General features: G+C 71.7%; 19 protein-coding genes, 1 other RNA gene and 1 pseudogene. 7 read left to right on the top strand and 14 right to left on the bottom strand.

Translation table 11 applies throughout. The annotated features are described in order from the left end of the window. Nucleotides 1–23: 23 nt before the first annotated feature. Nucleotides 24–1,976 (bottom strand): DEAD/DEAH box helicase, encoded by a 1,953-nt coding sequence (locus MM440_RS11265; protein WP_241444389.1) that lies wholly within the window; start codon nucleotides 1,974–1,976, stop codon nucleotides 24–26. Between the two features lie 351 nt (nucleotides 1,977–2,327). Between MM440_RS11265 and trxA the strand changes: the two genes are divergently transcribed. Next, nucleotides 2,328–2,726: a thioredoxin gene (trxA, locus tag MM440_RS11260; protein WP_241444388.1), complete on the top strand. Its 399-nt coding sequence runs from the start codon at nucleotides 2,328–2,330 to the stop codon at nucleotides 2,724–2,726. Nucleotides 2,727–2,812: 86 nt separating this feature from the next. On the opposite strand, the gene ssrA is transcribed toward trxA, so the two are convergent. The 3 genes from ssrA to MM440_RS11245 all read right to left on the bottom strand — a co-directional run bounded on the left by ssrA (nucleotide 2,813) and on the right by MM440_RS11245 (nucleotide 5,620). Next, nucleotides 2,813–3,178, bottom strand: a transfer-messenger RNA (tmRNA) gene (gene ssrA, locus MM440_RS11255). A 103-nt stretch (nucleotides 3,179–3,281) separates the two neighbouring features. Further along, nucleotides 3,282–4,331: a 3-hydroxyisobutyryl-CoA hydrolase gene (locus MM440_RS11250; RefSeq protein ID WP_241444387.1), complete on the bottom strand. Its 1,050-nt coding sequence runs from the start codon at nucleotides 4,329–4,331 to the stop codon at nucleotides 3,282–3,284. Further along, nucleotides 4,328–5,620, bottom strand: a complete 1,293-nt coding sequence (locus MM440_RS11245; RefSeq protein ID WP_241444386.1) for an MFS transporter — start codon at nucleotides 5,618–5,620, stop codon at nucleotides 4,328–4,330. Before MM440_RS11245 ends, MM440_RS11250 begins: the two co-directional genes overlap by 4 nt. A 130-nt stretch (nucleotides 5,621–5,750) precedes the next feature. Between MM440_RS11245 and MM440_RS11240 the strand changes: the two genes are divergently transcribed. The 5 genes from MM440_RS11240 to MM440_RS11220 all read left to right on the top strand — a co-directional run bounded on the left by MM440_RS11240 (nucleotide 5,751) and on the right by MM440_RS11220 (nucleotide 12,389). Further along, on the top strand, nucleotides 5,751–9,137 hold the full coding sequence (locus MM440_RS11240; RefSeq protein ID WP_241444385.1) for a pyruvate carboxylase: 3,387 nt from the start codon (nucleotides 5,751–5,753) through the stop codon (nucleotides 9,135–9,137). An 8-nt stretch (nucleotides 9,138–9,145) separates the two neighbouring features. After that, nucleotides 9,146–10,144, top strand: coding sequence for an NAD-dependent epimerase/dehydratase family protein (locus tag MM440_RS11235; protein ID WP_241444384.1), 999 nt, complete (start codon nucleotides 9,146–9,148; stop codon nucleotides 10,142–10,144). A 259-nt stretch (nucleotides 10,145–10,403) separates the two neighbouring features. Then, complete coding sequence (locus MM440_RS11230; RefSeq protein ID WP_241444383.1) at nucleotides 10,404–11,000, top strand: hypothetical protein; 597 nt, start codon at nucleotides 10,404–10,406, stop codon at nucleotides 10,998–11,000. Further along, on the top strand, nucleotides 11,000–11,812 hold the full coding sequence (locus MM440_RS11225; protein WP_241444382.1) for a hypothetical protein: 813 nt from the start codon (nucleotides 11,000–11,002) through the stop codon (nucleotides 11,810–11,812). Before MM440_RS11230 ends, MM440_RS11225 begins: the two co-directional genes overlap by 1 nt. A 253-nt stretch (nucleotides 11,813–12,065) precedes the next feature. Then, the gene (locus tag MM440_RS11220) at nucleotides 12,066–12,389 is read left to right on the top strand and encodes a GNAT family N-acetyltransferase (RefSeq protein ID WP_241444381.1); all 324 of its coding nucleotides are present in this window, start codon (nucleotides 12,066–12,068) and stop codon (nucleotides 12,387–12,389) included. Between the two features lie 51 nt (nucleotides 12,390–12,440). Here MM440_RS11220 and hchA read toward each other — a convergent pair whose 3' ends face one another. From hchA to MM440_RS11175, 10 genes and pseudogenes are all read right to left on the bottom strand, one after another. Next, nucleotides 12,441–13,292: a glyoxalase III HchA gene (hchA, locus tag MM440_RS11215; RefSeq protein ID WP_241444380.1), complete on the bottom strand. Its 852-nt coding sequence runs from the start codon at nucleotides 13,290–13,292 to the stop codon at nucleotides 12,441–12,443. 118 nt (nucleotides 13,293–13,410) lie between these two features. Further along, entirely contained in the window at nucleotides 13,411–14,385 is a 975-nt protein-coding gene (gene ligD, locus MM440_RS11210) for a non-homologous end-joining DNA ligase (RefSeq protein WP_241444379.1), read from the bottom strand. A 20-nt stretch (nucleotides 14,386–14,405) separates the two neighbouring features. Beyond that, the gene (locus MM440_RS11205; protein ID WP_277626591.1) at nucleotides 14,406–16,379 is read right to left on the bottom strand and encodes a DUF2207 domain-containing protein; all 1,974 of its coding nucleotides are present in this window, start codon (nucleotides 16,377–16,379) and stop codon (nucleotides 14,406–14,408) included. Between the two features lie 65 nt (nucleotides 16,380–16,444). Next, nucleotides 16,445–16,921: an SsrA-binding protein SmpB gene (gene smpB / locus MM440_RS11200; protein WP_241444378.1), complete on the bottom strand. Its 477-nt coding sequence runs from the start codon at nucleotides 16,919–16,921 to the stop codon at nucleotides 16,445–16,447. A gap of 54 nt (nucleotides 16,922–16,975) precedes the next feature. Continuing rightward, nucleotides 16,976–17,584, bottom strand: coding sequence for a DUF998 domain-containing protein (locus MM440_RS11195; RefSeq protein WP_241444377.1), 609 nt, complete (start codon nucleotides 17,582–17,584; stop codon nucleotides 16,976–16,978). A 3-nt stretch (nucleotides 17,585–17,587) separates the two neighbouring features. Continuing rightward, on the bottom strand, nucleotides 17,588–18,871 hold the full coding sequence (locus MM440_RS11190) for a M23 family metallopeptidase (protein ID WP_241444376.1): 1,284 nt from the start codon (nucleotides 18,869–18,871) through the stop codon (nucleotides 17,588–17,590). A 140-nt stretch (nucleotides 18,872–19,011) separates the two neighbouring features. After that, a complete protein-coding gene (ftsX, locus tag MM440_RS11185; protein ID WP_241444375.1) occupies nucleotides 19,012–19,923 on the bottom strand; it encodes a permease-like cell division protein FtsX in 912 nt (303 codons plus the stop codon). After that, nucleotides 19,923–20,282, bottom strand: a complete 360-nt coding sequence (locus tag MM440_RS17385) for an FtsE family protein (RefSeq protein WP_338155647.1) — start codon at nucleotides 20,280–20,282, stop codon at nucleotides 19,923–19,925. Before MM440_RS17385 ends, ftsX begins: the two co-directional genes overlap by 1 nt. A 46-nt stretch (nucleotides 20,283–20,328) precedes the next feature. Next, nucleotides 20,329–20,706 (bottom strand): annotated as a pseudogene (locus MM440_RS17380) (cell division ATP-binding protein FtsE); the annotation flags it as partial. Nucleotides 20,707–20,905: 199 nt separating this feature from the next. Continuing rightward, nucleotides 20,906–21,187, bottom strand: a complete 282-nt coding sequence (locus MM440_RS11175) for a hypothetical protein (RefSeq protein WP_241444374.1) — start codon at nucleotides 21,185–21,187, stop codon at nucleotides 20,906–20,908. A 300-nt stretch (nucleotides 21,188–21,487) separates the two neighbouring features. Here MM440_RS11175 and MM440_RS11170 point away from each other — a divergent pair, with 300 nt between their 5' ends. Beyond that, nucleotides 21,488–21,697 (top strand): hypothetical protein, encoded by a 210-nt coding sequence (locus MM440_RS11170; protein WP_241444373.1) that lies wholly within the window; start codon nucleotides 21,488–21,490, stop codon nucleotides 21,695–21,697. Nucleotides 21,698–21,699: the final 2 nt, after the last annotated feature.

The raw sequence follows: 21,699 nt of genomic DNA, 5'->3' as shown, positions 1-21,699 counted from the left end.
CATCACGCTGACGAACCATGGGGTCAGTCGCGACGGCCCTTGCGGAACACGCGGTCGTTCGGGCGGCCGTGGTGGCCGTAGCCCGGGCCGCCCCGACGGGGGGCACCGCGACGGACGCGGGGCTCGCCGTCGACGATCCGGCGGTAGGCCGATTCGAGGACCGGCTCGCCGGACGGGGTGCGCGCCCCGACACCGTCGTAGAGCACGGGGTCACCGGGGGCGGTGCGGACGGCAGTCACGTCGACCCCGGCCTCGGCGACCAGACGCTCCATCTGACGCTTCTGGTGAGGCAGCGCGAGGGTGACGACCGTGCCCTGCTCACCGGCGCGGGCCGTGCGGCCCGACCGGTGCAGGTAGTCCTTGTGGTCGGCCGGCGGGTCGACCTGCAGGACCACGGAGACGTCGTCGACGTGGATGCCACGGGCGGCGACGTCGGTGGCCACGAGGACCGGGACGGTCCCGGCCTTGAACGCGGCGAGCACGCGATTGCGCTGGCTCTGGTTGAGCCCGCCGTGCAGCGCGACGGCCATGACACCCTGCTCGCGCAGCTGCAGCGCCACGCGATCGGCGCCGAGCTTGGTGCGCACGAACACGACGGTGCGGCCGGTGCGGTTGGCGACCTCGGCGGTAATGACCTTCTTGTGCATCGGGTCGATGAGCAGCACGTGGTGCTCCATCGTCGTGACGCTCGCCGTGTCGGGGTCGGTCGAGTGGGTGACCGGGTCGACCAGGTAGCGGTCCACGACCTTGTCGATGCCGCGGTCCAGCGTCGCCGAGAACAGCAGGCGCTGCCCACCGGCGGGCACCAGGTCGAGGATCTCGGTGATCTCCTCGAGGAAGCCCATCTCGGCCATGTGGTCGGCCTCGTCGAGGATCGCGACCTCGACGTTGCTCAGGTCGGCCGCGCCGCGCTCGATCAGGTCGCGCAGGCGACCCGGCGTGGCGACGAGGACGTCGAGCCCGCGGGCCAGCGCCTCGATCTGCGGCGGGTAGGGCATGCCACCCGCGACGAGCTTGTGCCGCAGGCCCATGACGTGCACCAGCGGCGCCAGCGCGTCGCTGACCTGCATGGCCAGCTCACGGGTCGGCACCAGGATGACGGCGCGCACCTGACCGGGCGCGGCGTTGCTGCCGGCCAGCCGGGTGATCGTCGGCAGCCCGAACGACAAGGTCTTGCCCGAGCCGGTCTGACCGCGGCCGAGGACGTCCTTGCCCGCCAGCGCGTCCGGGAGGGTCGCGGACTGGATCGGGAACGGCTCGGTGATGCCGTCCTGCGCGAGGCGCTCGACCAGCGGCATCGGCAGGCCCAGGGCCTTGAAGCCGTTGTCGTCGGTCACCGGCACCGCGCGCGAGGTGTCCGGGTCCACGTGCAGCGGGGCGTCGTCCCGGCGGGGACGCTCGTCGAAGCTGCGTCGCGGGCGGTCCTTGAAGTCCCGGCGCGGACGGTCGTCGTAGTCCCGACGGGGACGGTCGTTGAAGTCCCGGCGCGGACGGTCGTTGAAGTCCCGACGCGGCTTGTCGTAGTCCCGACGGGGACGGTCGTAGCCACCACGGTCGTTACGGTTGTCCCGGTCACCGAAGTCCCGACGCGGACGGTCGTAGCCACCTCGGTCACCACGGTTGTCCCGGTCACCGAAGTCCCGACGCGGACGGTCGTTGAAGTCCCGACGCGGACGGTCGTCGTAGTCCCGACGCGGACGGTCGTTGAAGTCGCGACGCGGGCGGTCGTCGTAGTCGCGGCGCGGACGGTCGCTGAAGTCACGGCGCGGCTTGTCGTAGCGGCGCTCGCCGTCCTGGGGACGCCCGCCGTCGACCTGACGACGAGGCTTGACGAGGCGCTCGCCCTCGCGGCGGGGGGAACCCTCACCACGGGGAGCGCGCTGGCGGTCGGTCGCGGCGCGGCGCGCCTCGGCCTTCTGGGAGGTGGTCCAGCGAGCCTTCTTGGGCTTGCCGGACGCGGACATGTTCTTCTTCATGCGTGAACCAACTTCTTGGTGCATGAGCACACAGGTGCACGTGGCGAAGGTGACTGACCTGCAAGCTCTCGGTGCGCTCTCTACGCACTCCACGGGCCGGATCTGACGGTTGCCGTCCGGCGGACTTGCCTACTCCTCGTGACCGGTCCAGGACCGGGGGAAAAGTGGTGCCGCCTCGTGGGTGCTCCAAAATGGCGATCGAACGTGCCGATCAAGCGTGACGATCACGCTGTGGTCCAGGGGAGCCGTGGTGCGGCCTGGGGGCGCTGCCGTGCGCCGAGCAGGTCAAGTACCTCCATCTTACCAGCCGCCCGGGGGAATGCCTGCCACGCGCCGCTCGTTGGCACAGCCATGAGCACTGTGACCATCACCGAGTCGACCTTCGAGTCCACCATCGCCGAGAACGACATCGTCCTCTACGACTTCTGGGCCGAGTGGTGCGGGCCGTGTCGACAGTTCGCCCCCGTCTTCGAGAAGGCCTCCGAGAAGCACGAGGACATCGTCTTCGGCAAGATCGACACCGAGGCCGAGCAGAACCTCGCCGCCATGCTGCAGATCACGTCGATCCCGACGCTGATGGCCTTCCGCGAGGGCGTGCCGCTGCTCATGCAGCCCGGCGCCCTGCCGCCGGCCGCCCTCGAGGACCTGATCACGCAGATCCAGGGCCTGGACATGGAGACCGTCAAGAAGGAGTACGCCGAGCAGCTCGCCGCCGCGCAGGCCGAGGCGAACGCGCCCGAGAAGTCCTGATCGACCACACGTCTGGACCAGCAACGAGGTCCCGCTCCCCTCGGGGGAGCGGGACCTCGTTGCTTGTCCGCAGCGTGACGACGCGTTGGTGGAGGTGGCGGGAATCGAACCCGCGTCCGCCGACGCAGAACCAGGGCTTCTCCGGGTGCAGTGCGCTCAGGATTTTCTCGGCCCCAGGGCTCGCGCGCACACGTTCCCTGACAGGCCCAGCCGGGTAGGAGTCCCGTGCCCTCGCCCGGCGCGAGGACACAGCAAGATCTCTAGCTGACGCTGGTGACTAGGACGAGATCAAGCCTAGGCCAACGGACTTCGGGCTCGCTCAGGCGGCGAGGGCGAAGTCGGTGCGCTTGGAGTCGGCACCTATTGGTTTGCTGAGGGCGTTTACGAGATAACTCAGCATCCTCGACCCGCTTCCCCTGGATCGACGCTCGACGTCGAAACCGATCACCCCCAAGGGGGGTCGTCACGCTGTGGACTTGTCAACCTGCGGCGGGCGCCGCAGCGTCTCACCTTACCCAATGAACGACCGGGGCCGCAGCGGCATTCCCACCCGGGTCAGCGGAAGAAGCCCGCCACGACCTCGTGGGGCACGTCCTCGAGGCGGTCGTAGCGCCACCGCGGCGGCGCTCCCCTACCCTTGTCGACCAGCACGTCACGCACGCCCTCGGCGAGGTCGGAGTCCTCGACGTAGCGGGCCGCGAGCCCGAGGTCCTCGTCGAGGACCTGGTCCACGGACACCGCGTCCGCAGCGCGCCGGATGCCGGCGAGGGCTACGGCTACGGCCAGCGGCGAGCGGGACCGCACGACCTCGGCCGCCGCGTGGGCCGCGGGCTCGGGGCTGGCCTCCAACCGGTGCACGATGGCTACCGGGTCGTCGCCGGCGTAGCAGGGGTCGATCCACGAGCGGGCCTCGGCCAGCGCGCTCGGGGGCACCTCGCCGACGGAGGCGTCCAGGGTCTCCCCCGCGGCCAGCCGGTCCAGCAGCCCCTCCCAGGTGGCGGCGTCGATCTGCGCGTCCGCGAAGCCGGCGGCGATGGCGTCGGCGCCGTCGACCGGCGAGCCGGTGAGCGCGAGGTGGGTGCCGAGCTCGCCCGGCGCACGCGCCAGCAGGTAGCGCACCCCCACGTCCGGGAAGAACCCGATCGCTGTCTCCGGCATCGCGAACCGGGTGGAACCGGTGACCAGCCGCAGCGCCCCGAACGCCGACAACCCCACGCCGCCGCCCATGACCACGCCGTCCATCAGCGCGACGAAGGGCTTCGGGTAGCGCGCCACCAGCCCGTCGACGGCGTACTCGCGGGTGAAGAAGGTCATCGCCGCGTCGTCGCCGGCGAGAGCCGACTCCCGCACGGCCCGCATGTCGCCCCCGGCGCACAGCCCCTTCGGTCCGGCGCCCTCGAGGCTGACGGCGCGCACGGTGTCGTCGTCGGCCCAGGCCTGCAGCTGCTCGTGCAGCGCGGTCACCATGGGCGTCGTCAGCGCGTTGATCGCCTTCGGGCGGTTGAGCACCACCCGGCCGAGCGCCCCGCGGCGCTCGAACAGGACCGGCGCGTCGCTGCCGGGGCCGCCGTTGGGGTCGCTGGCGGTGCTGGTGTGGTCGCTCACGAGCCCAGCCTGGCACGACGCGCGTCCGGCTGCCCGGCACGCGCCGCGACGAGCGCGCAGGCCGCGATCGCCGCGACGGCCGGCAGCGTGGTGAGGGCGAGCACCGGGTAGCCGAAGAACGCGACGACCACGCCCGCGAGCGCCCCGCCTGCGGCGGAGGTGAGCCCGAGGACCAGGTCGGCGAGCCCCTGGACCGGCGCGCGGTCGGCCGACGGCGTCGCGGCGGTGATGAGGGTAGACCCCGCGATGAGGCACAGGGACCAGCCCAGCCCCAGCAGGAACAGACCCGTGCCGAGCCACCAGGAGGCGCCGACGGCGGCCGTGGCCGACATGAGGACGGCCACCAGGATCACGCCGGCTCCGACCAGGACGGTGCGCGGCGGCCCGACACGGTCGACGAGGCGCCCGACCAGCGGCGAGAACGCGTACATGCCGAGGATGTGACCGCTGATCGTCAGCCCGATGAGACGCAGCGTCGCAGCGCCGTGGTGCATGTGCACCGGTGTCATGATCATCACCGAGACCATGACCGCGTGCGCCAGGGCGTTGCTGGCGATGGCGGCGGCCACCGCCGGTCGCCGGCGCACGACCAGGTGGGCGGGGGCGGCCGGCGCCGGCGCTCGCTGCGTCGTCTCGTGCAGCGCCGCTCCGCGCACCGCCTCCACGGCCCGGCGGCGCGCGAGTAGCAACGGGTCGGGGCGCAGCCGCAGCTGCACGATCAGACCGGTGGCAGTGAGGGCTACGGCAGTGAGCAGGAAGGGTCCGGTGAGCGGCGGCAGCCCGAGGTCCGTGGCGAGCGTGCCGCCCGCGTCGGCCAGGTTCGGCCCGGCCACCGCGCCGATCGTGGTCGCCCACACCACCAGCGACAGGTCCCGGCCGCGGTGCGCATCCGTCGCGAGATCCGTTGCGGCGAAACGAGACTGGCTGTTGGAGGCGGAGGCGGCGCCGAACAGCACGGCCGCGGCGAGCAGCAGGCCGACGCTGCCGACGGCCCCTGCGACGACCATCCCGATCGCCCCCAGCGTGCCGAGCGCGTAGCCCCCGACGAGGCCCGCCCGTCGACCGCGCACGGCCATCACGCGGGCGAGCCACCAGGACAGCACGGCGGTGCCGAGCACCTGCATCGTCTGCACCACCCCGGCGTAGGTCTCGGTGCCCGACACCTCGACCATCAGCAGCGAGGCGACGGCGATGCCCATGGTCACCCCGACCCCGCCGAGGGCGTTGGACAGCGCCAGCGTCCGCACGACGTGGCGCTGGACCGCGGCGTCGTCGGGCTGCTCGGTCACAGGGCCCAGCGTGGCACATCGGGCGCGTCGGCGCGGACGGCCTACCGGCTTGTCAGTGGTGCCCTCTACGCTGGGCGCCGAGGCCCAGGCAGCTCCACCGCCAGCTCCCCCCGCACCTCGAGGAGACACCATGTTCAGCAAGGTCCTGGTCGCCAACCGTGGTGAGATCGCGGTGCGCGCCTTCCGAGCGGCGACCGAGCTCGGCATGTCCACGGTCGCGGTCTTCCCCTTCGAGGACCGCAACGCGGAATACCGCCTGAAGTCCGACGAGTCCTACGAGATCGGTGAGCGCGGGCACCCGGTGCGGGCCTACCTCGACATCGAGGGCATCATCACCGCGGCCAAGGAGGCCGGCGCCGACGCGGTCTACCCGGGCTACGGCTTCCTGTCCGAGAACCCCGACCTCGCGCAGCGCTGCGAGGAGGAGGGCATCACCTTCGTCGGGCCGTCGCACGAGGTGCTCGAGCTGACCGGCAACAAGGCGCGCGCGATCGCCGCGGCCCAGGAGGCCGGGCTGCCGACGCTGCGCGGCAGCGAGCCCAGCGCCGACGTCGCGACCCTGGTCGCCGCGGCCGACGAGATCGGCTTCCCGCTGTTCGTCAAGGCTGTGAGCGGCGGCGGCGGGCGCGGCATGCGGCGGGTCGAGAGCGCGGACCTGCTCGAGGGCGCCCTCGCCGAGGCGATGCGCGAGGCCGAGTCGGCGTTCGGCGACTCCCGGATGTATCTCGAGGAGGCCGTCATCGGCCCTCGACACATCGAGGTGCAGATCCTCGCGGACGCGTCCGGCGAGGTCATCCACCTCTACGAGCGCGACTGCTCGGTCCAGCGCCGGCACCAGAAGGTCGTCGAGATCGCCCCGGCGCAGAACCTCCCCGCCGAGACGCGCGACGCCATGTGCGCCGACGCGGTGCGCTTCGCGCGCCACATCCGCTACGTCAACGCCGGCACGGTGGAGTTCCTGCTCGGCGCCGACGGTCGCTACGTCTTCATCGAGATGAACCCCCGCATCCAGGTCGAGCACACGGTGACCGAGGAGGTCACCGACGTAGACCTCGTGTCGAGCCAGCTGCGCATCGCCGGCGGCGAGACGCTCGCCGACCTCGGCCTGCGCCAGGACGACATCCACGTCAAGGGCGCCGCGCTGCAGTGCCGGGTGACGACCGAGGACCCGGCCAACGGCTTCCGCCCCGACACCGGCACCGTCCAGGTCTACCGCTCCCCCGGCGGTGCGGGCGTGCGGCTCGACGGCGGCACGGTGTTCGCGGGGGCCAACGTCGAGGCCCACTTCGACTCGATGCTGGTCAAGCTGACCTGCCGCGGCCGCGACTTTGCGACGGCGGCGCGGCGGGCGCAGCGCGCCCTGCGCGAGTTCCGCATCCGCGGCATCTCCACCAACATCCCGTTCCTCGAGGCGGTCATCTCCGACCCCGACTTCCTCGCCGGCCGGGTCACCACCGCGTTCATCGACGAGCGCCCGGAGCTGATGCAGCACCGCATCCCGGCCGACCGTGGCACCAAGCTGCTCGACTACCTCGCCACCGTCACGGTCAACCGGCCGTTCGGCGATCCGCGCACCTCGATCCACCATCGCGACAAGTTGCCGGCTCTGGATCCTGCTGTGCTGCAAGCAGATCCGCCGCCCGGCGCCCGTCAGCGACTGCTCGAGATCGGCCCCGAGGCGTTCTGCCGCGAGCTGCGTGCGCAGGAGGCCGTGGCCGTCACCGACACCACCTTCCGCGACGCGCACCAGTCGCTGCTCGCGACCCGCGTGCGCACCCGCGACCTGCTGCACGCCGCCCCCTACATCGCGCGCCTGCTCCCGCAGCTGCTGTCGGTCGAGGCCTGGGGCGGCGCGACCTACGACGTCGCGCTGCGGTTCCTCAAGGAGGACCCGTGGGAGCGGCTGGCGGCGCTGCGCGAGGCGATGCCCAACCTGCCCATCCAGATGCTCCTGCGCGGGCGCAACACCGTCGGCTACACCCCCTACCCGCTCGCCGTGACGGACGCGTTCGTCGCCGAGGCCGCGCGCACCGGGGTGGACGTCTTCCGCATCTTCGACGCGCTCAACAACGTCGACCAGATCCGCCCGGCCATCGACGCGGTGCGCGCCACCGACCACGCCATCGCCGAGGCGGCCCTGTGCTACACCGGCGACATGCTCTCCCCCGGCGAGCAGCTCTACACCCTCGACTACTACCTGCGGCTCGCCGAGCAGCTGGTCGAGGCCGGCGCGCACCTGCTCGCCATCAAGGACATGGCCGGGCTGCTGCGCGCACCCGCCGCCCGCGTCCTCGTCACCGCGCTGCGTGAGCGGTTCGACCTGCCGGTGCACCTGCACACGCACGACACGGCGGGTGGCCAGCTCGCGACCCTGCTCGCGGCCATCGACGCAGGAGTCGACGCCGTCGACGTCGCTGCCGCCTCGATGGCGGGCACCACCTCGCAGGTGTCCATGTCCGCGCTCATCGCCGCCACCGACTACACGCCGCGCGCCACCGGCCTGTCGCTGGAGGCCGCCACCGACCTCGAGCCCTACTTCGAGGCCATGCGGTCGCTCTACGGTCCGTTCGAGTCGGGGCTCGCCGGGCCGACCGGCCGGGTCTACCACCACGAGATCCCGGGTGGCCAGCTGTCCAACCTGCGTCAGCAGGCCAACGCGCTCGGTCTCGGTCACCGCTTCGAGGAGATCGAGGACATGTATGCCGCGGCCAACCGGATCCTCGGCAACATCGTCAAGGTCACGCCGTCCTCCAAGGTCGTCGGCGACCTCGCCCTCGCGCTCGTCGGCGCCGGGGCCGACCCCGCCGAGTTCGAGGCCGACCCGACCCGGTTCGACATCCCCGAGTCGGTGATCGGCTTCCTCAACGGCGACCTCGGCGACCCGCCCGGCGGCTGGCCCGAGCCGTTCCGCAGCAAGGCCCTGCAGGGCCGCACGACCAGGCCGGTCGAGACCCAGCTGTCCGCCGAGGACACCGCGGCCCTCGCCGAGCGACCGCGTCAGACGCTCAACCGGCTGCTCTTCCCGGGGCCGACCAAGGACTTCGAGCAGGCCGTCGAGGCCTACTCCGACCTGTCGGTCCTCTCGACCCGCGAGTTCCTGCACGGCCTCGCGGTCGGGCAGGAGCACGAGGTCGAGCTCGAGCGGGGCAAGACCCTGCTGCTCGGGCTGCGCGCGATCGGCGACGCCGACGAGCGCGGGATGCGCCAGGTCATGTGCACCGTCAACGGCCAGATGCGGCCGGTCTCGGTGCGCGACGAGTCGGTCCGGTCCACGGTGGCGGTCGCCGAGCGGGCCGACACCTCGGTCCCGGGTCAGGTGCCAGCGCCGTTCGCCGGCGTGGTCACCGTCTCCGTCGAGGTGGGTGACGAGGTCGAGGCCGGCGCGCAGGTCGCCACGATCGAGGCGATGAAGATGGAGGCCTCCATCACCACGCCGGTCGCCGGCACCGTCCAGCGCCTCTCCGTCTCCGGGTCACAGGCCGTCGAGGGCGGCGACCTGCTGCTCGTGGTCGGGTGAGTGCCGGCATGCGCGTGATGGTCCTCGGCGGCACCGGTCTGCTCGGGCACGAGACCGTGCGGGTGCTCCTCGAGCGCGGGCACGAGGTGACCCTGCTGGCGCGGCACTCACCGCCCCAGTCGCTCACCGCGCTGCGCGACCTGCCCGTCGTCATCGCCGACGCGGTGACGACCCAGCCCGACGAGTTCGCGCACCTGCTCTCCGGATTCGACGCCGCGGTCTACGCGATGGGGCCGGACGACCGGACCACCCACGAGGGCGAGGCCGACGCCTTCTTCGAGACCCACCTGGTCGGCGCGACCGAGCGACTGGTCGAGGGCGCCCGGCTGGCCGGCGTCGGGCAGGTGGTGCTGATGGGCAGCTACTTCACGACCTGGGCCCGGATGCGTCCCGACCTCGACCTGGCCGCGCACCACCCCTACGTCCGCGCCCGGCTCGCGCAGAGCGCTCGCGCGTTCGCCGCCGGCGGTGGCCGCGCCGCGGGTGGCACGGACGTCATGGTGCTCGAGATCCCCTACGTCTTCGGCAGCATTCCCGGCCAGGTCCCGCACTGGAAGCGCCTGCTGTTCGACGTCGTCCGCAAGGGCCCCGTGGCCCTCTTCCTCGACGGCGGGACCTCGGTGGTCTCCTCCCGGCAGGTCGGCGAGGCCGCCGTGGGCGCCCTCGAGCACGGCAGCCACGGCGGTCAGTACCCCCTCGCCGACGTCGACTGGACCTATCACGAGCTCGCGACCCGCATCCGCTCGGCCCTCGGCAAGAGCCGGCTGGTCGTCGACGTCCCGGGGTGGCTCGTCGCGCCGGGCGTCAAGCTGCTCGGCCGCCGCTGGGGCATGACCGGTCAGTCCGCCGGCTTGGACCCGAGCCACATCGTGCCCGACATCCTCAGCCAGCAGATCTACGTCGACGGGGCGGGGTCGCGCGCCGTCCTCGGCTGGACCCCCGGGGGTGTGCCGGAGGCGCTGATCGACACGCTGCGGGCGTCCTACCCGGAGGCGACGATCCGTTAGTCGCTGCCGCGGCACGAGCGCTCGTCGATCGAGTCGTGCCCTGCTCACCTCTGCCGTGCCCGTGCACAATGAGGCTTCCACCACATGGAGCAACGCTGCAGGGGACACCATGACACGACGTACACCCATCATCACGGTCGTTGCCGCTGCAGCGATGTCCCTCTCAGCGTGCGGGGGCATATCGGTCAGACCCGCGGGCAGCCCAGCCGGCCAGACCCCAGCGTCTGCAGCAGCCGAGGCTCCGACGGACTCCACGGCCATGTCGACGGCGAGCGGGGCGAGTACAGCGCCGACGACCTCGTCCACGTCGACCGAGTCCACGCCCACCGAGACCACGTCGACAGGGTCCGGGCCGGACAGCACCTCCCCCAGCAGTGCTGCTCCGGACGGCGCCACCCCAGACGGTGCCACCTCGACCAGCACGAGCCCGATCATCAGCGTGACCGAGGGAGCCCAGCGGACGCTCGTGCTCGCAGACGCCTTCTCGCCGGGGAAGTGGACCGAGGGCAGCTATCAACCGGCCGGCACCGCCACCCAGCTGCAGGCGATGGCGGCCAAGCTCTACTGCTCCGACGTGGCGGTGATGGAGTACCGCTTCGCCCCGACCGTGGGGACGTTCAAGGTGGACGTCGCCCAGTCGATGGACTCCGCCACGTCGGACGGCACGGTGGAGTTCTCCCTGGTGGCCGACGGACGTCAGCGGCAGACCAAGAGCATCAAGTTCAAGGAGCGCCAACAGCTGGACACCGATATGGCCGGCGTCACCGTGATCAAGATCAGTGCCACGCAGACCACGTCGTCGTGCAGCAACGACGTGACCGCGCTGGTGACGAACGTGTCCATCGCTGGATCCTGATGAGTCCTGACGACCCAGGCCCGCAGGACTCCCCTGCGCGCAGCACGACGTCGGGCTGGCTCAGCCACCCGAGTTGGACGGGTATTGGCAGCATCGCCGCCGTCGGCTCGCTGATCGTGGCCGTCTTCTTCGGCGTGGCCCAGTGTCGGCCGGCCACCACGGTCGTCGCGCCCACGACCTCCCCCGCGCCCGTCCACGAAGGGCTCGCGTCGACCACCTCCACGCGGGCCGAGCCAGACCCCGCCCCGTCCACGGGCCCGACCTGCGTCTCGTCGAACGACGCGGTCACCCCGTGCTCGGCACGAGGTGCGTCCCTGGTCGTCGATGTCGCACCGTGCTCGGTCGACACCGTCCAGGCGGCCCTCGGCATCGACCCCGCTGGGCGGCAGCTCGACCTGGTGACGCGCTCGTTGTCGGGTGGCAGGTGTGCCGCCCGGCCCGGGGAGCTGGCGGCGGCGGGCGGCGCCGCCACGCAGTCCTTGGCGGCGCTGAGCCCGACGTCCACTTCCGCGCTGACCCTGTGTCGCGTCGTCCAGTCCGGACCGGACATCTCCTGCTCGCGCCCGCACCACCTGGAGTACGTCGGGCCGTGGAAGGAGCTCCGGGTGGACCGTGACGCCGGCCAGGACTGTGACGTCCCGGTGCGCGAGTACGTGGGAGCTGATGTGGAGCGGCCGGACTCGCAGCTGCGAGCCGTGCGCCTGAACCGCGCGACCGACCCGGTGACCTACCGCTGCGCGGTGGCCGCCCCCGTCCCGCTGAAGGCCTCGGTCTGGGGACTGGGCGGAGGCCCTCTCCCCACTGCGGAGTGACTCCGGGCGCCCTGGCCCTGCGGCCGGTTCGTTAGGGTCGCTGCATGACCGTAGAGCTCGTGGCCCCCGACGTCCGCTACCACCGTTCCTTTGTGGAGTCGCTCGACGAGTGGGGCACCGACCACCAGGACGGCGCCGGTCTGTGGACCGACCGGCCGAGCGACGACCTGCGCGACGAGGCGGTGTTCGCCGACTGGGTCGACTACCTGCTGGCCAGCGAGCGCGGCGAGCGCCTGCCCGAGGGGTTCGTGCCGTGCACGTTCCGGTGGATGGTCGACGGGTCGAGCTACGTCGGCTCGATCGCGCTGCGCCACCACCTCAACCCCCGTGGCTCGAGCAGTTCGGCGGCCACATCGGCTACGGCGTGCGACCGTCCGAGCGCGGCCGCGGGCTCGCGGCGTGGGCCCTGCACCGCACCCTCGCCACCGCGCTCGACCTGGGCCTGGACCGGGTGCTGCTCACCGCCAACGACGCCAACCCCGCCTCCTGGCGCACCATCGAGCGCTGCGGCGGGGTCATGCAGGACGTGATCCGCGACGGCAAGGGCTACCTGCGTCGCTACCGGATCACGCTCTGAGGGCCTCGAGCCCGCTTATCGGGTTTGAGGCCCTCAGAGTCTCGGTGGCTCTCAGGCGGTCTTGCCTGTCAAGCGCTCGACGGCTAGCTTGCCGAGCGCGTTCGCGGCGAGCGGGCTGTCGCCCGTCAGCAGCTTGCGGTCGGCGTGCACGGTGCCCTTCATCTCGTCGTTGATGAGCGTGATGCCCTGGCCGCGCAGCGCGTCACCGAGCGCCCAGGTCAGCTTGCCGGGCAGGTAGCCGATCTCGACGTTGGCGCCGGCGTCGAGGGAGTCGGGGAAGACGGCGATCGAGTAGCCCTTGAACGGCGACTCGCCGTTCTTGCCGGCGGCGAGCAGGGCGGCCGGGCCGTGGCACAGCGTGATGATGTAGCGGTCGGCGTCGAGGGCCCAGCGCAGCACGGCGCCGACGTTGTCGTCGTTCTGCAGCGAGATCATCGCGCCGTGGCCGCCGGGCACGAAGACGGCGGCGTAGTCGCTGTCGTCGCCCAGGTCGTTCGCGATGACGTCGGAGAGGTTCTTCGGGTTGCGGATCTGCGGCAGCAGCTTCTCGAACGCCTCCTTGACGGCGTCGTCCTTCTTCGGAAACGCCCACAGCTCGAACTTGCCCATGAGGCCCGACGGCGTGGCGATCTCGATCTCGTAGCCGGCCTCCGACAGGTGCATGAGGGGCAGGAGGGTCTCGACGGGGTGGTTGCCAGTGCTGAACAGCTTGCCGCCTTCGACGGGCAGGTAACGGTCGTCGACCATGATGGCCAGAATCTTCTTCGGGCCTTCGCTCACGGTGTTCTTCACCGCGCCGGAGAAGTCGCTCTTCGGCGGCACGTACTGACCGAGGGAGAACTCGGACGGGAAGAACGCCTCGTACTCGGCGGCGTCAGGGGTGGGCTTCTTCGAGTCGAACACAGCGGTCCTTTCGATCGTTGTCACCTGAGGTGCCTTCCGCTGCGGCAACACAGCGTTGACTCTCACCATTCCCTGACCAGCCACCGTGTAGCCCCGACGAACGTGACCTTGCTACCGGTCAGGGCATCGACTCCCGCTCCTCCTCGGGCGGGGTGGCGGCGCCCTCGCGCTCGTCGCGCTCGGCCCACGCGAGCAGCGGCTCGAGCGAGAACGCCCGGTCGTCCATGGCGGCGTCCAGGTCGCCGAGCGCGGCGAACCGCGCGGGCACCGTGCGGACAGTGAGGTCCTGCGGCTCGACGTCCGCGATCTCGTCCCAGCGCACCGGGGTGGAGACGGTGCCGGTCGGCACCCCGCGCACCGAGTAGGCCGAGGCGATGGTGTGGTCGCGGGCGTTCTGGTTGAAGTCGACGAAGACGTGCCGCGGGTCGCGGTCCTTGCGCCACCAGGTGGTCGTGACGTCGTCCGGCATCCGCCGCTCGATCTCGCGGGCGAACGCCAGCGCGGCCCGGCGCACCTCGGTGAAGGTCCACCGCGGCTCGATCCGGACGTAGACGTGCAGCCCGCTGCCGCCGGACGTCTTCGGGTAGCCCACGACGGCGAGCTCGTCGAGCACCTCGTGCACGACGCCCGCGACCCGGCGCACCCGGTCGAAGCCGGCGTCGGGCATCGGGTCGAGGTCGATGCGCCACTCGTCGGGCCGGTCGACGTCGGTGCACCGGACGTTCCACGGGTGGAACTCCACGGTCGACATCTGCACGGCCCAGATGATCGCCGCCAGCTCGGTCGGGCACAGCTCGTCGGCGTGCAGGCCGTAGCGCGGGAAGTGCAGGCGCACCGTCTCGATCCAGTCGGGCGCGCCGGCGGGAACCCGCTTCTGGTGCACCTTGGGGCCGGCGAGGCCCTTGGGGAAGCGGTGCAGCATGGTCGGCCGCTCGCGCAGCGCCCGCAGGATGCCGTCGCCGACCGCGAGGTAGTACTGCGCGAGGTCCAGCTTGGTGAAGCCGATCTCGGGGAAGTAGACCCGGTCCGGGCTGCTCAGGCGGACCGTGCGCTCGCCGACCGGGAGCTCTACCGCCTCGCTGCGTGCTGGCATGACCGAAGCGTAGCCGCGGGCTACCAGGACCCGCCGCCACCGCCGCCGCCGCCACCGCCGGAGAAGCCACCGAACCCGCCGCCGCCGGAGCCGCCGCCACCCCAGCCGCTGCCGTTGTCGCCGCCGCCGAAGGCCGAGCCGCCGGAGCTGCCGGGGGTCGCGGTGAAGGTGCCGCTCGCGGCGTTGGCGAAGTCGCCGATCACGTCGCCGAACGCGCCGGCGCCGCCGAAGTCACCCCAGCCGCCGCCGTAGAACATGATGAACGTCGGCATGCCCACGTCGTAGCCCTCGAGCCGAGCCTGCTCGGCGACCTGCGCGAAGACCTTGGCCCAGCGGTCGGCCACACCGTAGACCACGGCGTAGGGCAGGTAGCGCTGGAAGATGTTGAGCGCCTCGTCGTACTTGATCTGGTCGGCCTCGGCCGTGAGGAGGTACTCGCGGAAGCCGCGCGACTGCTGCAGCAGGGCGCTGCCGGCGGCGGTGCGGGCCGGCATCCGGCGGATCAGCTGGCTCGCCAGCACCGCGGCGAGCGCCAGGCCACCGATGGCGACGAACCCGGTCGGGACGGGCAGGTTCACCCCGGCGATCCGGTCCGTGGAGGTGGAGATGCCACCCCCGAACGCGAAGACGAAGAAGATCGCGATGACCGGCAGCGCCGCCAGCGCGGAGAAGCTGCGCCGCACGGCCTCCGGCGAGCGCCGGAACCAGCCGCGCACGACGGTCTCGCGATACATCTCCTGCTTGGCGATGGCGAGGGTCGAGGCGAACCGGGTGCGCAGCTGCGACAGCAGGATCGGCGACCCCTGGGCGAACAGCCCGTGCAGGATGGTCTGCTCGTAGTCGAGCAGCGTCGCGTCCGCGTCACGCAGCTGGGTCAGCAGCCAGTCGGGCTGGCGGGAGCCCTCGACCTGCTCGATCCGCAGGTAGCCGCGGACGGCGAGGTCGATGACCGTGGCGCTCACGTCGATGGTGTCGGCGCGCTCGTCGATCACCGTGCCCACGAGCCCGGGCGGGGCCTCGGGCGGGTTGAAGCGCACGGCGAGCGCCGGCTGGCGACCGCCGCGGCGGGTGGGCACCTGCTCACCGGGCGCCGGGATGGTGTCGGGAGCCAGGCCGACGTAGCGCTCGTCCCGGCCGCGCGTGTAGGCGAGACCACCGAGCAGCAGCAGGGTGAGCAGCGGCGCGCCGACACCGACGCCGAGAGCGCCGAAGGAACGCGCCTTCGCCTCGCTCGGGCTGACGTAGTCGCCGCCGGCGGCCTCCTCGGCGCTGCCGGACTCGAGCTGGGGGCTGGTGTCGGTGAACGCCGACGTGGGCATGGCGGCACCGATGGTGAGCCCCTCGCCGGCGGCCAGGTTGTTGGCGACGAACGTCGCCGGCGGGCCCTCGGTCGCCTGACACGGCGTGGTGGAGCCGTACTCACCCTGGGCACAGCCGCCCTTGGTGATCGGCCCGGGGCCGGTCAGGGTGACCGTGGTCTTGTCGATCGGCCAGTCCATCGCGTTGCCGGTGACGTTCCAGGACAGCTCGGTCAGGTCGCCCTGGTTGTTGACCACGTGGCCGATGTCGTAGCTGATCCGGTAGCGCTGGGGCCCGGTCACCGTCCGGTTGGCGACGCCGATGCGCATCGACACCGTCGCCCCGGACTGGGTCATCCGCAGCGTGTCCGGCGCGTTGCTCGGGCTGGAGGCCGTCACGTTGGAGATCGGGTAGACCCGGTGCTCGTCGGGGTTGTTCTCGACGTTCTGCAGCGTCGTGACCAGGCGGGTGATGCCGTGCCGGTCCTGGGCGAAGGTGATCGCGTAGTCCTCGACCACGTGCATCGACCCGTCCGGGCGCAGCGTGTAGGCGACGTCCAGGCTGGTCACCCGGTCCTCGCCCGCCGCGTGCGCCGGCGGCGCGCCGAGCAGGGTCGCGGCGGCGGCCAGCAGGAAGGCGAGCAGCACGACCAGCTGGGGTCGGCGCGACAGGGGCACGCTCTGCACGGTGGTCATGCCCTGCAGACGTGCGGGAGCCCCCGGACGTTCCCGCGGCGTCGCGGGGCTCCCAGCCATCTGGTCTACTCCCCCCGCTGGAGGCGGAAGGACATCGCCCGCTGCGCCTCGCGCGTGTCCTGCCGCTCGCGCAGCGCCTGCCTCTTGTCGTAGAGCTTCTTGCCCTTCGCGACCGCGATCTCGACCTTCGCGCGACCGTCCTTGAAGTAGAGCGTGAGCGGCACGATCGTGTGCCCCGCCTCGCGCGACTTCACGAGGATCTTGTCGATCTCCTCGCGATGCAGCAGCAGCTTGCGGCGGCGCCGCGCGGTGTGGTTGGTCCAGGTGCCCTGCGTGTACTCCGGGATGTGCACGCCCTCGAGGTAGAGCTCTCCGCGGTACTCCTGGCCGTAGCCGTCGACGAGGCTGGCGCGGCCCATGCGCAGCGACTTCACCTCGGTGCCGGTCAGCGCGAGACCGGCCTCCCAGGTGTCCTCGATGAGGTAGTCGTGGCGCGCCTTGCGGTTCTGTGCGATCACCTTGCGCCCCTGCTCCTTGGCCATGGCGCCGAGACTACCCGCCCTGGTCTGGCCAGGGCCAACGCATAGGGGGTGCCCCTAGGACCCCGCGCGCAGCAGGACGGCGACCGCCGCCAGCCCCAACCACGCGTTGACGCTGAAGAGGAAGCCTCGCTCCACGAGACCGAACGACCGCCGGGCGACGGGCAGGAGCAGCGCGACGATCACGCCGACCAGCGACACCACGGCGACCCACCCGAGGACGTGCAGCAGCGCCGCCAGCACACCCGTCACGCCGAGACGTCCGGCGACGTCGCTCGTGACCACCGTGATCAGGGCGACGAACTGGACGATGGCGCTCAGCAGGTGCAGGCGCCCCGTGGCGGTCCTGCGGGCCTGCGGGAGGTCGGTGGGGAAGACGGCTACGCCGATGCGGCCCACCGCCGCGACCAGCAGCCACGCCACGACTCCCCCGCGCCAGCCGTAGACCCCGCTGCCGGCGAGCGCGGCGGCCAGGGCGAGGAGCGCGGCCGTGCCGACGAGCGAGGCGATGCGGAAGGACCGCGCGGTCGGGCCGACGCCGTAGTCGCTGGCGGCGTTGCGCAGCGGCGCGTAGACCGTGGGCGCCCGGTGCATCTGCACCTGCAGCCCGAAGTAGATGAGCACGCACAGGACGGCGACCAGCGCCGACACCGTGGCGAGCGACACGGTCTACAGCCAGGTGTTGGGGTCGACGGGGGTGCCGTCGTTCCACGTCTCGAAGTGCAGGTGGCAGCCGGTCGACCAGCCGGTGGTGCCGGAGTAGCCGATGAGCTGGCCGCGCTTCACCGCCCCGCTGGCCGCGAAGCTGGAGAGGTGGTTGTAGGTCGTCGTGAGGTTGACGCCGTTGACCAGACCGTGGTCGATGATGATCTGGTTGCCCCAGGCGGCCTTGAGCTGGCGGGAGATGATCGTGCCGTCCGCCGCGGCGTAGACCGGGGTGCCGCACGGCACGGCCCAGTCCAGGCCGGTGTGCATCCGCTGGGTGTGCAGCACCGGGTGCACGCGCATGCCGAAGCCGGAGGTGGTCTGGCCGTTGGCCGGGCGGGTGAGGAAGCCGCTGCCCTGGGTGGGTGGGGCCGCGGCCTTGCTGCGGGCGGCGGCCTCGCGCGCCAGCCGGGCCCGCTCGGCGAGCTGGGCGGACAGCTGCCGGGACTCGCGGTCCATCTGGGCCAGCCGGTCGATCTCGGCCTGCTTGCGGGCCTCGACCTGGGACGCGGCGGTCTGCTTCTGGGCGGCGAGCCGGTCGACGGCTGCCTTCGCGGCGGCGGCGTCCTTGCGGGCGGCGGCGGCCTCGACGACGGCGGCAGCCGACTCGTCCTTGAGCCGGGCGACCTCCGTGCGGATGGCCTCGAGGTGGGCCTCCTCGGCGATCGCTGCGGCCCGGACCGAGGCGAGGTCGCGCATGGCCTGGCTCTGGATGCCGCTGACGGCGTCGATCATCGAGGAGCGGTCGGCCAGCTCCTCGGGCGACTGCGCCTGCAGCAGCAGGGACATGTCGGACAGGTCGCTGCGCTGATACATCTCGCTCGCGAGCTGACCGATGACCGTGCTGGTGCGGGTGATCTGGGCGTTGATCGCGCCGAGCCGCTTCGTGGACGCAGCCTCGGCGGCGCGGGCGGCGACCAGCTGCGCCGCCAGCTGCTTGTCCTTGGCGACGGCGGTCGCCTCGCGCTGCTGGGCGAGGGTGAGGGCGCGCTGGGCGATGGGGATCTGCCGCTGGGCTCGGTAGAGCTCGAGGTAAGCGGTCGCGAGGTCGGCGTCGGTCTCGTCGAGCTGGCCGCGCAACTGGGCCACCGCGGCGTCGACCGCGGCCTTCTGAGCCTCGAGGTCGTCACCGCCCGGGTCGGTCGTGGCCGTGGCCGTGGGTGCGACGCCGAGCCCGAGCCCTGCGGCGAGCAGGAGTGCGGGCAGCCCCAGACGCCGGCGACCCGCCGGTCCGGGCCGTGCACTCATGAAGTCCTCCGCTGCAGCTCGCAGGTGTCCACCCGGCACGAGCATGCCCCGTGTCCTGCTTGTGATGATGCCAGGCTGGACGACCGGAGCCAAGACATGGCCCGATCGTTACCTTCCGTGATCATTCTACTCACACAGAGTCATACGCGCAGGTATCTGCGCAGGCTGACCCAGGAGGTGACGAGCGCGATGAGCGCAGCGGCCCCGAACAGCCAGGGCACGATGTCCCACAGGTCCCCCGGCCCGACGACGGCGACCCCGCCGAGGATGAGCATCGAGCCGATCTGGCGCTCCACGAAGTAGTGCAGCACCCCCCACAGCAGCCCGGTGGCCAGCGCCGCGCCGGTCAGCGCGGCGAGCAGGGTCTCGAGCACGAACGGCAGCTGGATGGTCATCGCCGACGCCCCGACCAGGCGCATGATCCCCGTCTCGCGGCGCCGGCTGTAGGCCGTCTGGCGGATGGTGGTCGCCACCAGCAGCACCGAGCAGACGAGCATCACCGATGCGAGCACGATGGTCCACACCGAGAGCCGGTGCAGCAGGTCGATCAGCGGCTCGACGACCTTGCGCTGGTCCTCGACCTTCTCGACGCCGGGGGCGCCCTGGAACGAGCTGGTCAGCAGGACGTACTTGCTCGGGTCGGTGAGCTTCACCCGGTAGGACGCCTTCAGCTGCTCGGGCCGCGTGTTCTCGACGATGGGGTTGTTGCGGAACTGCTCCTTGAACCGCTCGTAGGCCTCTTGCTGGCTCTCGTAGTAGACCTCCTCCACGATCGGCATGGCCCGCAGCTGGGCCTCGATCGTGGTCCGGTCCTTCTCGGTCGCGGCACCCTTCGCGCAGGTCGCCGCCGTCGAGCTGTCGTTGCACAAGACGATGGAGACCTGGATCTTGTCGTACCAGTAGCCCTTCATGGTGTCGACCTGGCGGTAGGAGAGCATGCCCACGCCGAGGAAGAACAGCGACACCATCGTGACCAGCGCCACCGACACGGCCATCGAGGCGTTGCGCCGCAGTCCGGTCCAGACCTCGCCGAGGATGAAGGACGTGCGCATCAGCCGGCCACCTCCTCGCCGGGGCGGGGTTGCTGGGGTTGCTGCGGCTGTTGCCGCTGGTCCGCGTGCTCCGGCTCAGGGGCCACCTCGGCGAGGTCCAGAGCGACCTGGTAGCGCCCGTGGGCCTGGTCGCGCACGACCCGCCCCTCGCGCAGCTCGACCACGCGCCGCTGCATGGCGTTGACGATCTCGTCGTCGTGGGTGGCCATCACGACGGTGGTGCCGCGCCGGTTGATCTGGGCGAGCAGCGCGGTGATCTCGAGGCTGGTGGCCGGGTCGAGGTTGCCGGTGGGCTCGTCGGCGAGCAGGATCGCCGGGCCGTTGACGAGGGCTCGGGCGATGGCGACGCTGCTGCTCACCACCGGAGAGCTGGTGCGGCAGCCGCTTGCCCATCCCCTCCAGACCCACGAGCTCGAGCATCTCGGGGACCACCTTGTTGATCTGACCGCGGCTGCGGCCGAGCACCTGCATGGCGAACGCGACGTTGGCCGTCACGGTCTTGCCGGGCAGCAGCCGGAAGTCCTGGAAGACCGTGCCGATCTCGCGGCGCACGGTCGGCACCCGCCGGTTGGGCAGGCGACCGAAGTCGCGACCCGCCACGAGGACGGTGCCGCTCGTCGCGTCCTCCTCCTTGATGACCAGGCGCAGCAGGGTCGACTTGCCCGAGCCGCTCGCGCCGACGACGAAGACGAACTCGCCCCGGGCGATGTCGAGGTCGACGTCGTCGAGGGCCGGCCGCGCGGAGCGCGGGTAGACCTTGGACACGTGCTCGAAGCGGATCATGGCCTCATCAACTCGGTCGGGCGCGAGACGGACCCACGGGTGCAGGTGCCTCGGTGCTCGTCGGGCACCGCGTCGAGCGTAGGCCGGGTGCGTCAGGCCGTGGCGCAGGCGTCGTGCGCTCGGCGTTGCGTCGGCGACAAACCGGGACGAACCGGACGCGGTGGCTCAGGCGAGGCCCCGGCGCTCCTTCGGTGGCGGCTCAGTGCCGGGCGACCTGGGCCCGGACCGCGTCGATGTCGCGCTTGGCCGTGACCAGATCCAGCCCGTGCTGCTGGCGGTGCACCTTGATGGCGGCGATGAACTTGCCCTCCTCGACCAGCTGGCGCGCCTCGCGCGACACCGGGTCGACCTCGCGGGGCAGGTGGTGGGGGTCGATGCCGGTGAATGCGGCCAGCGCGGCGACCTGCTCCTCGAGCAGCCGCACGCGACGACGCAGCATCGTCACCTCGTTGGCCGTCGCACTCCCCTGCCACCAGCTCATGGACAGATAGTAGGTCACGGATTGGTCACGGACGACCACTTCGTGCTGAGCCGGTGGGCGGGGGCCCTGCGGTTCACCCGAGGGGTGGCACGCACGGTGACCGTGAGGTGACTGTTCCCGGCGAGTGGTGACGTACTCGGGGGACGTGCGCCACGATCTACCGGCGAGGACGGGCGGGAGCGGCCATCCTGTCGGGACCGCAGCGAAGGCGCAGCTCGTGGAGAACTGCACCGAGCCTTCGCCGGCACACCGGGGAGGCCGGGCCGAGGCTCAGGCAGAGACGCAAAGGGGCGGATCAACATGACCATCGTCGACACCACCATCGCCACCAGGGCGACCATCTCGACCATGGGGGCTACCTGGTCGTTGCACTGCCACGACTGCGAGCTGCCGGTCGCGCACTGCGGCTCCGAGGAGGAGGGTGCCTACCTCGCGAGCACGCACAACCTGCTGCACCACCGCGGCCGCGCGCACATGCTCGTGCTCCCCCGGCTCACTGCCGGCGCCTGACC

This window comes from Arsenicicoccus piscis, assembly GCF_022568835.1.
In the GTDB taxonomy this organism is placed as follows: domain Bacteria; phylum Actinomycetota; class Actinomycetes; order Actinomycetales; family Dermatophilaceae; genus Arsenicicoccus; species Arsenicicoccus piscis.
The sequence above is the reverse complement of the archived record's forward strand: the minus strand, read 5'-3'. Positions and strand labels throughout refer to the sequence as shown.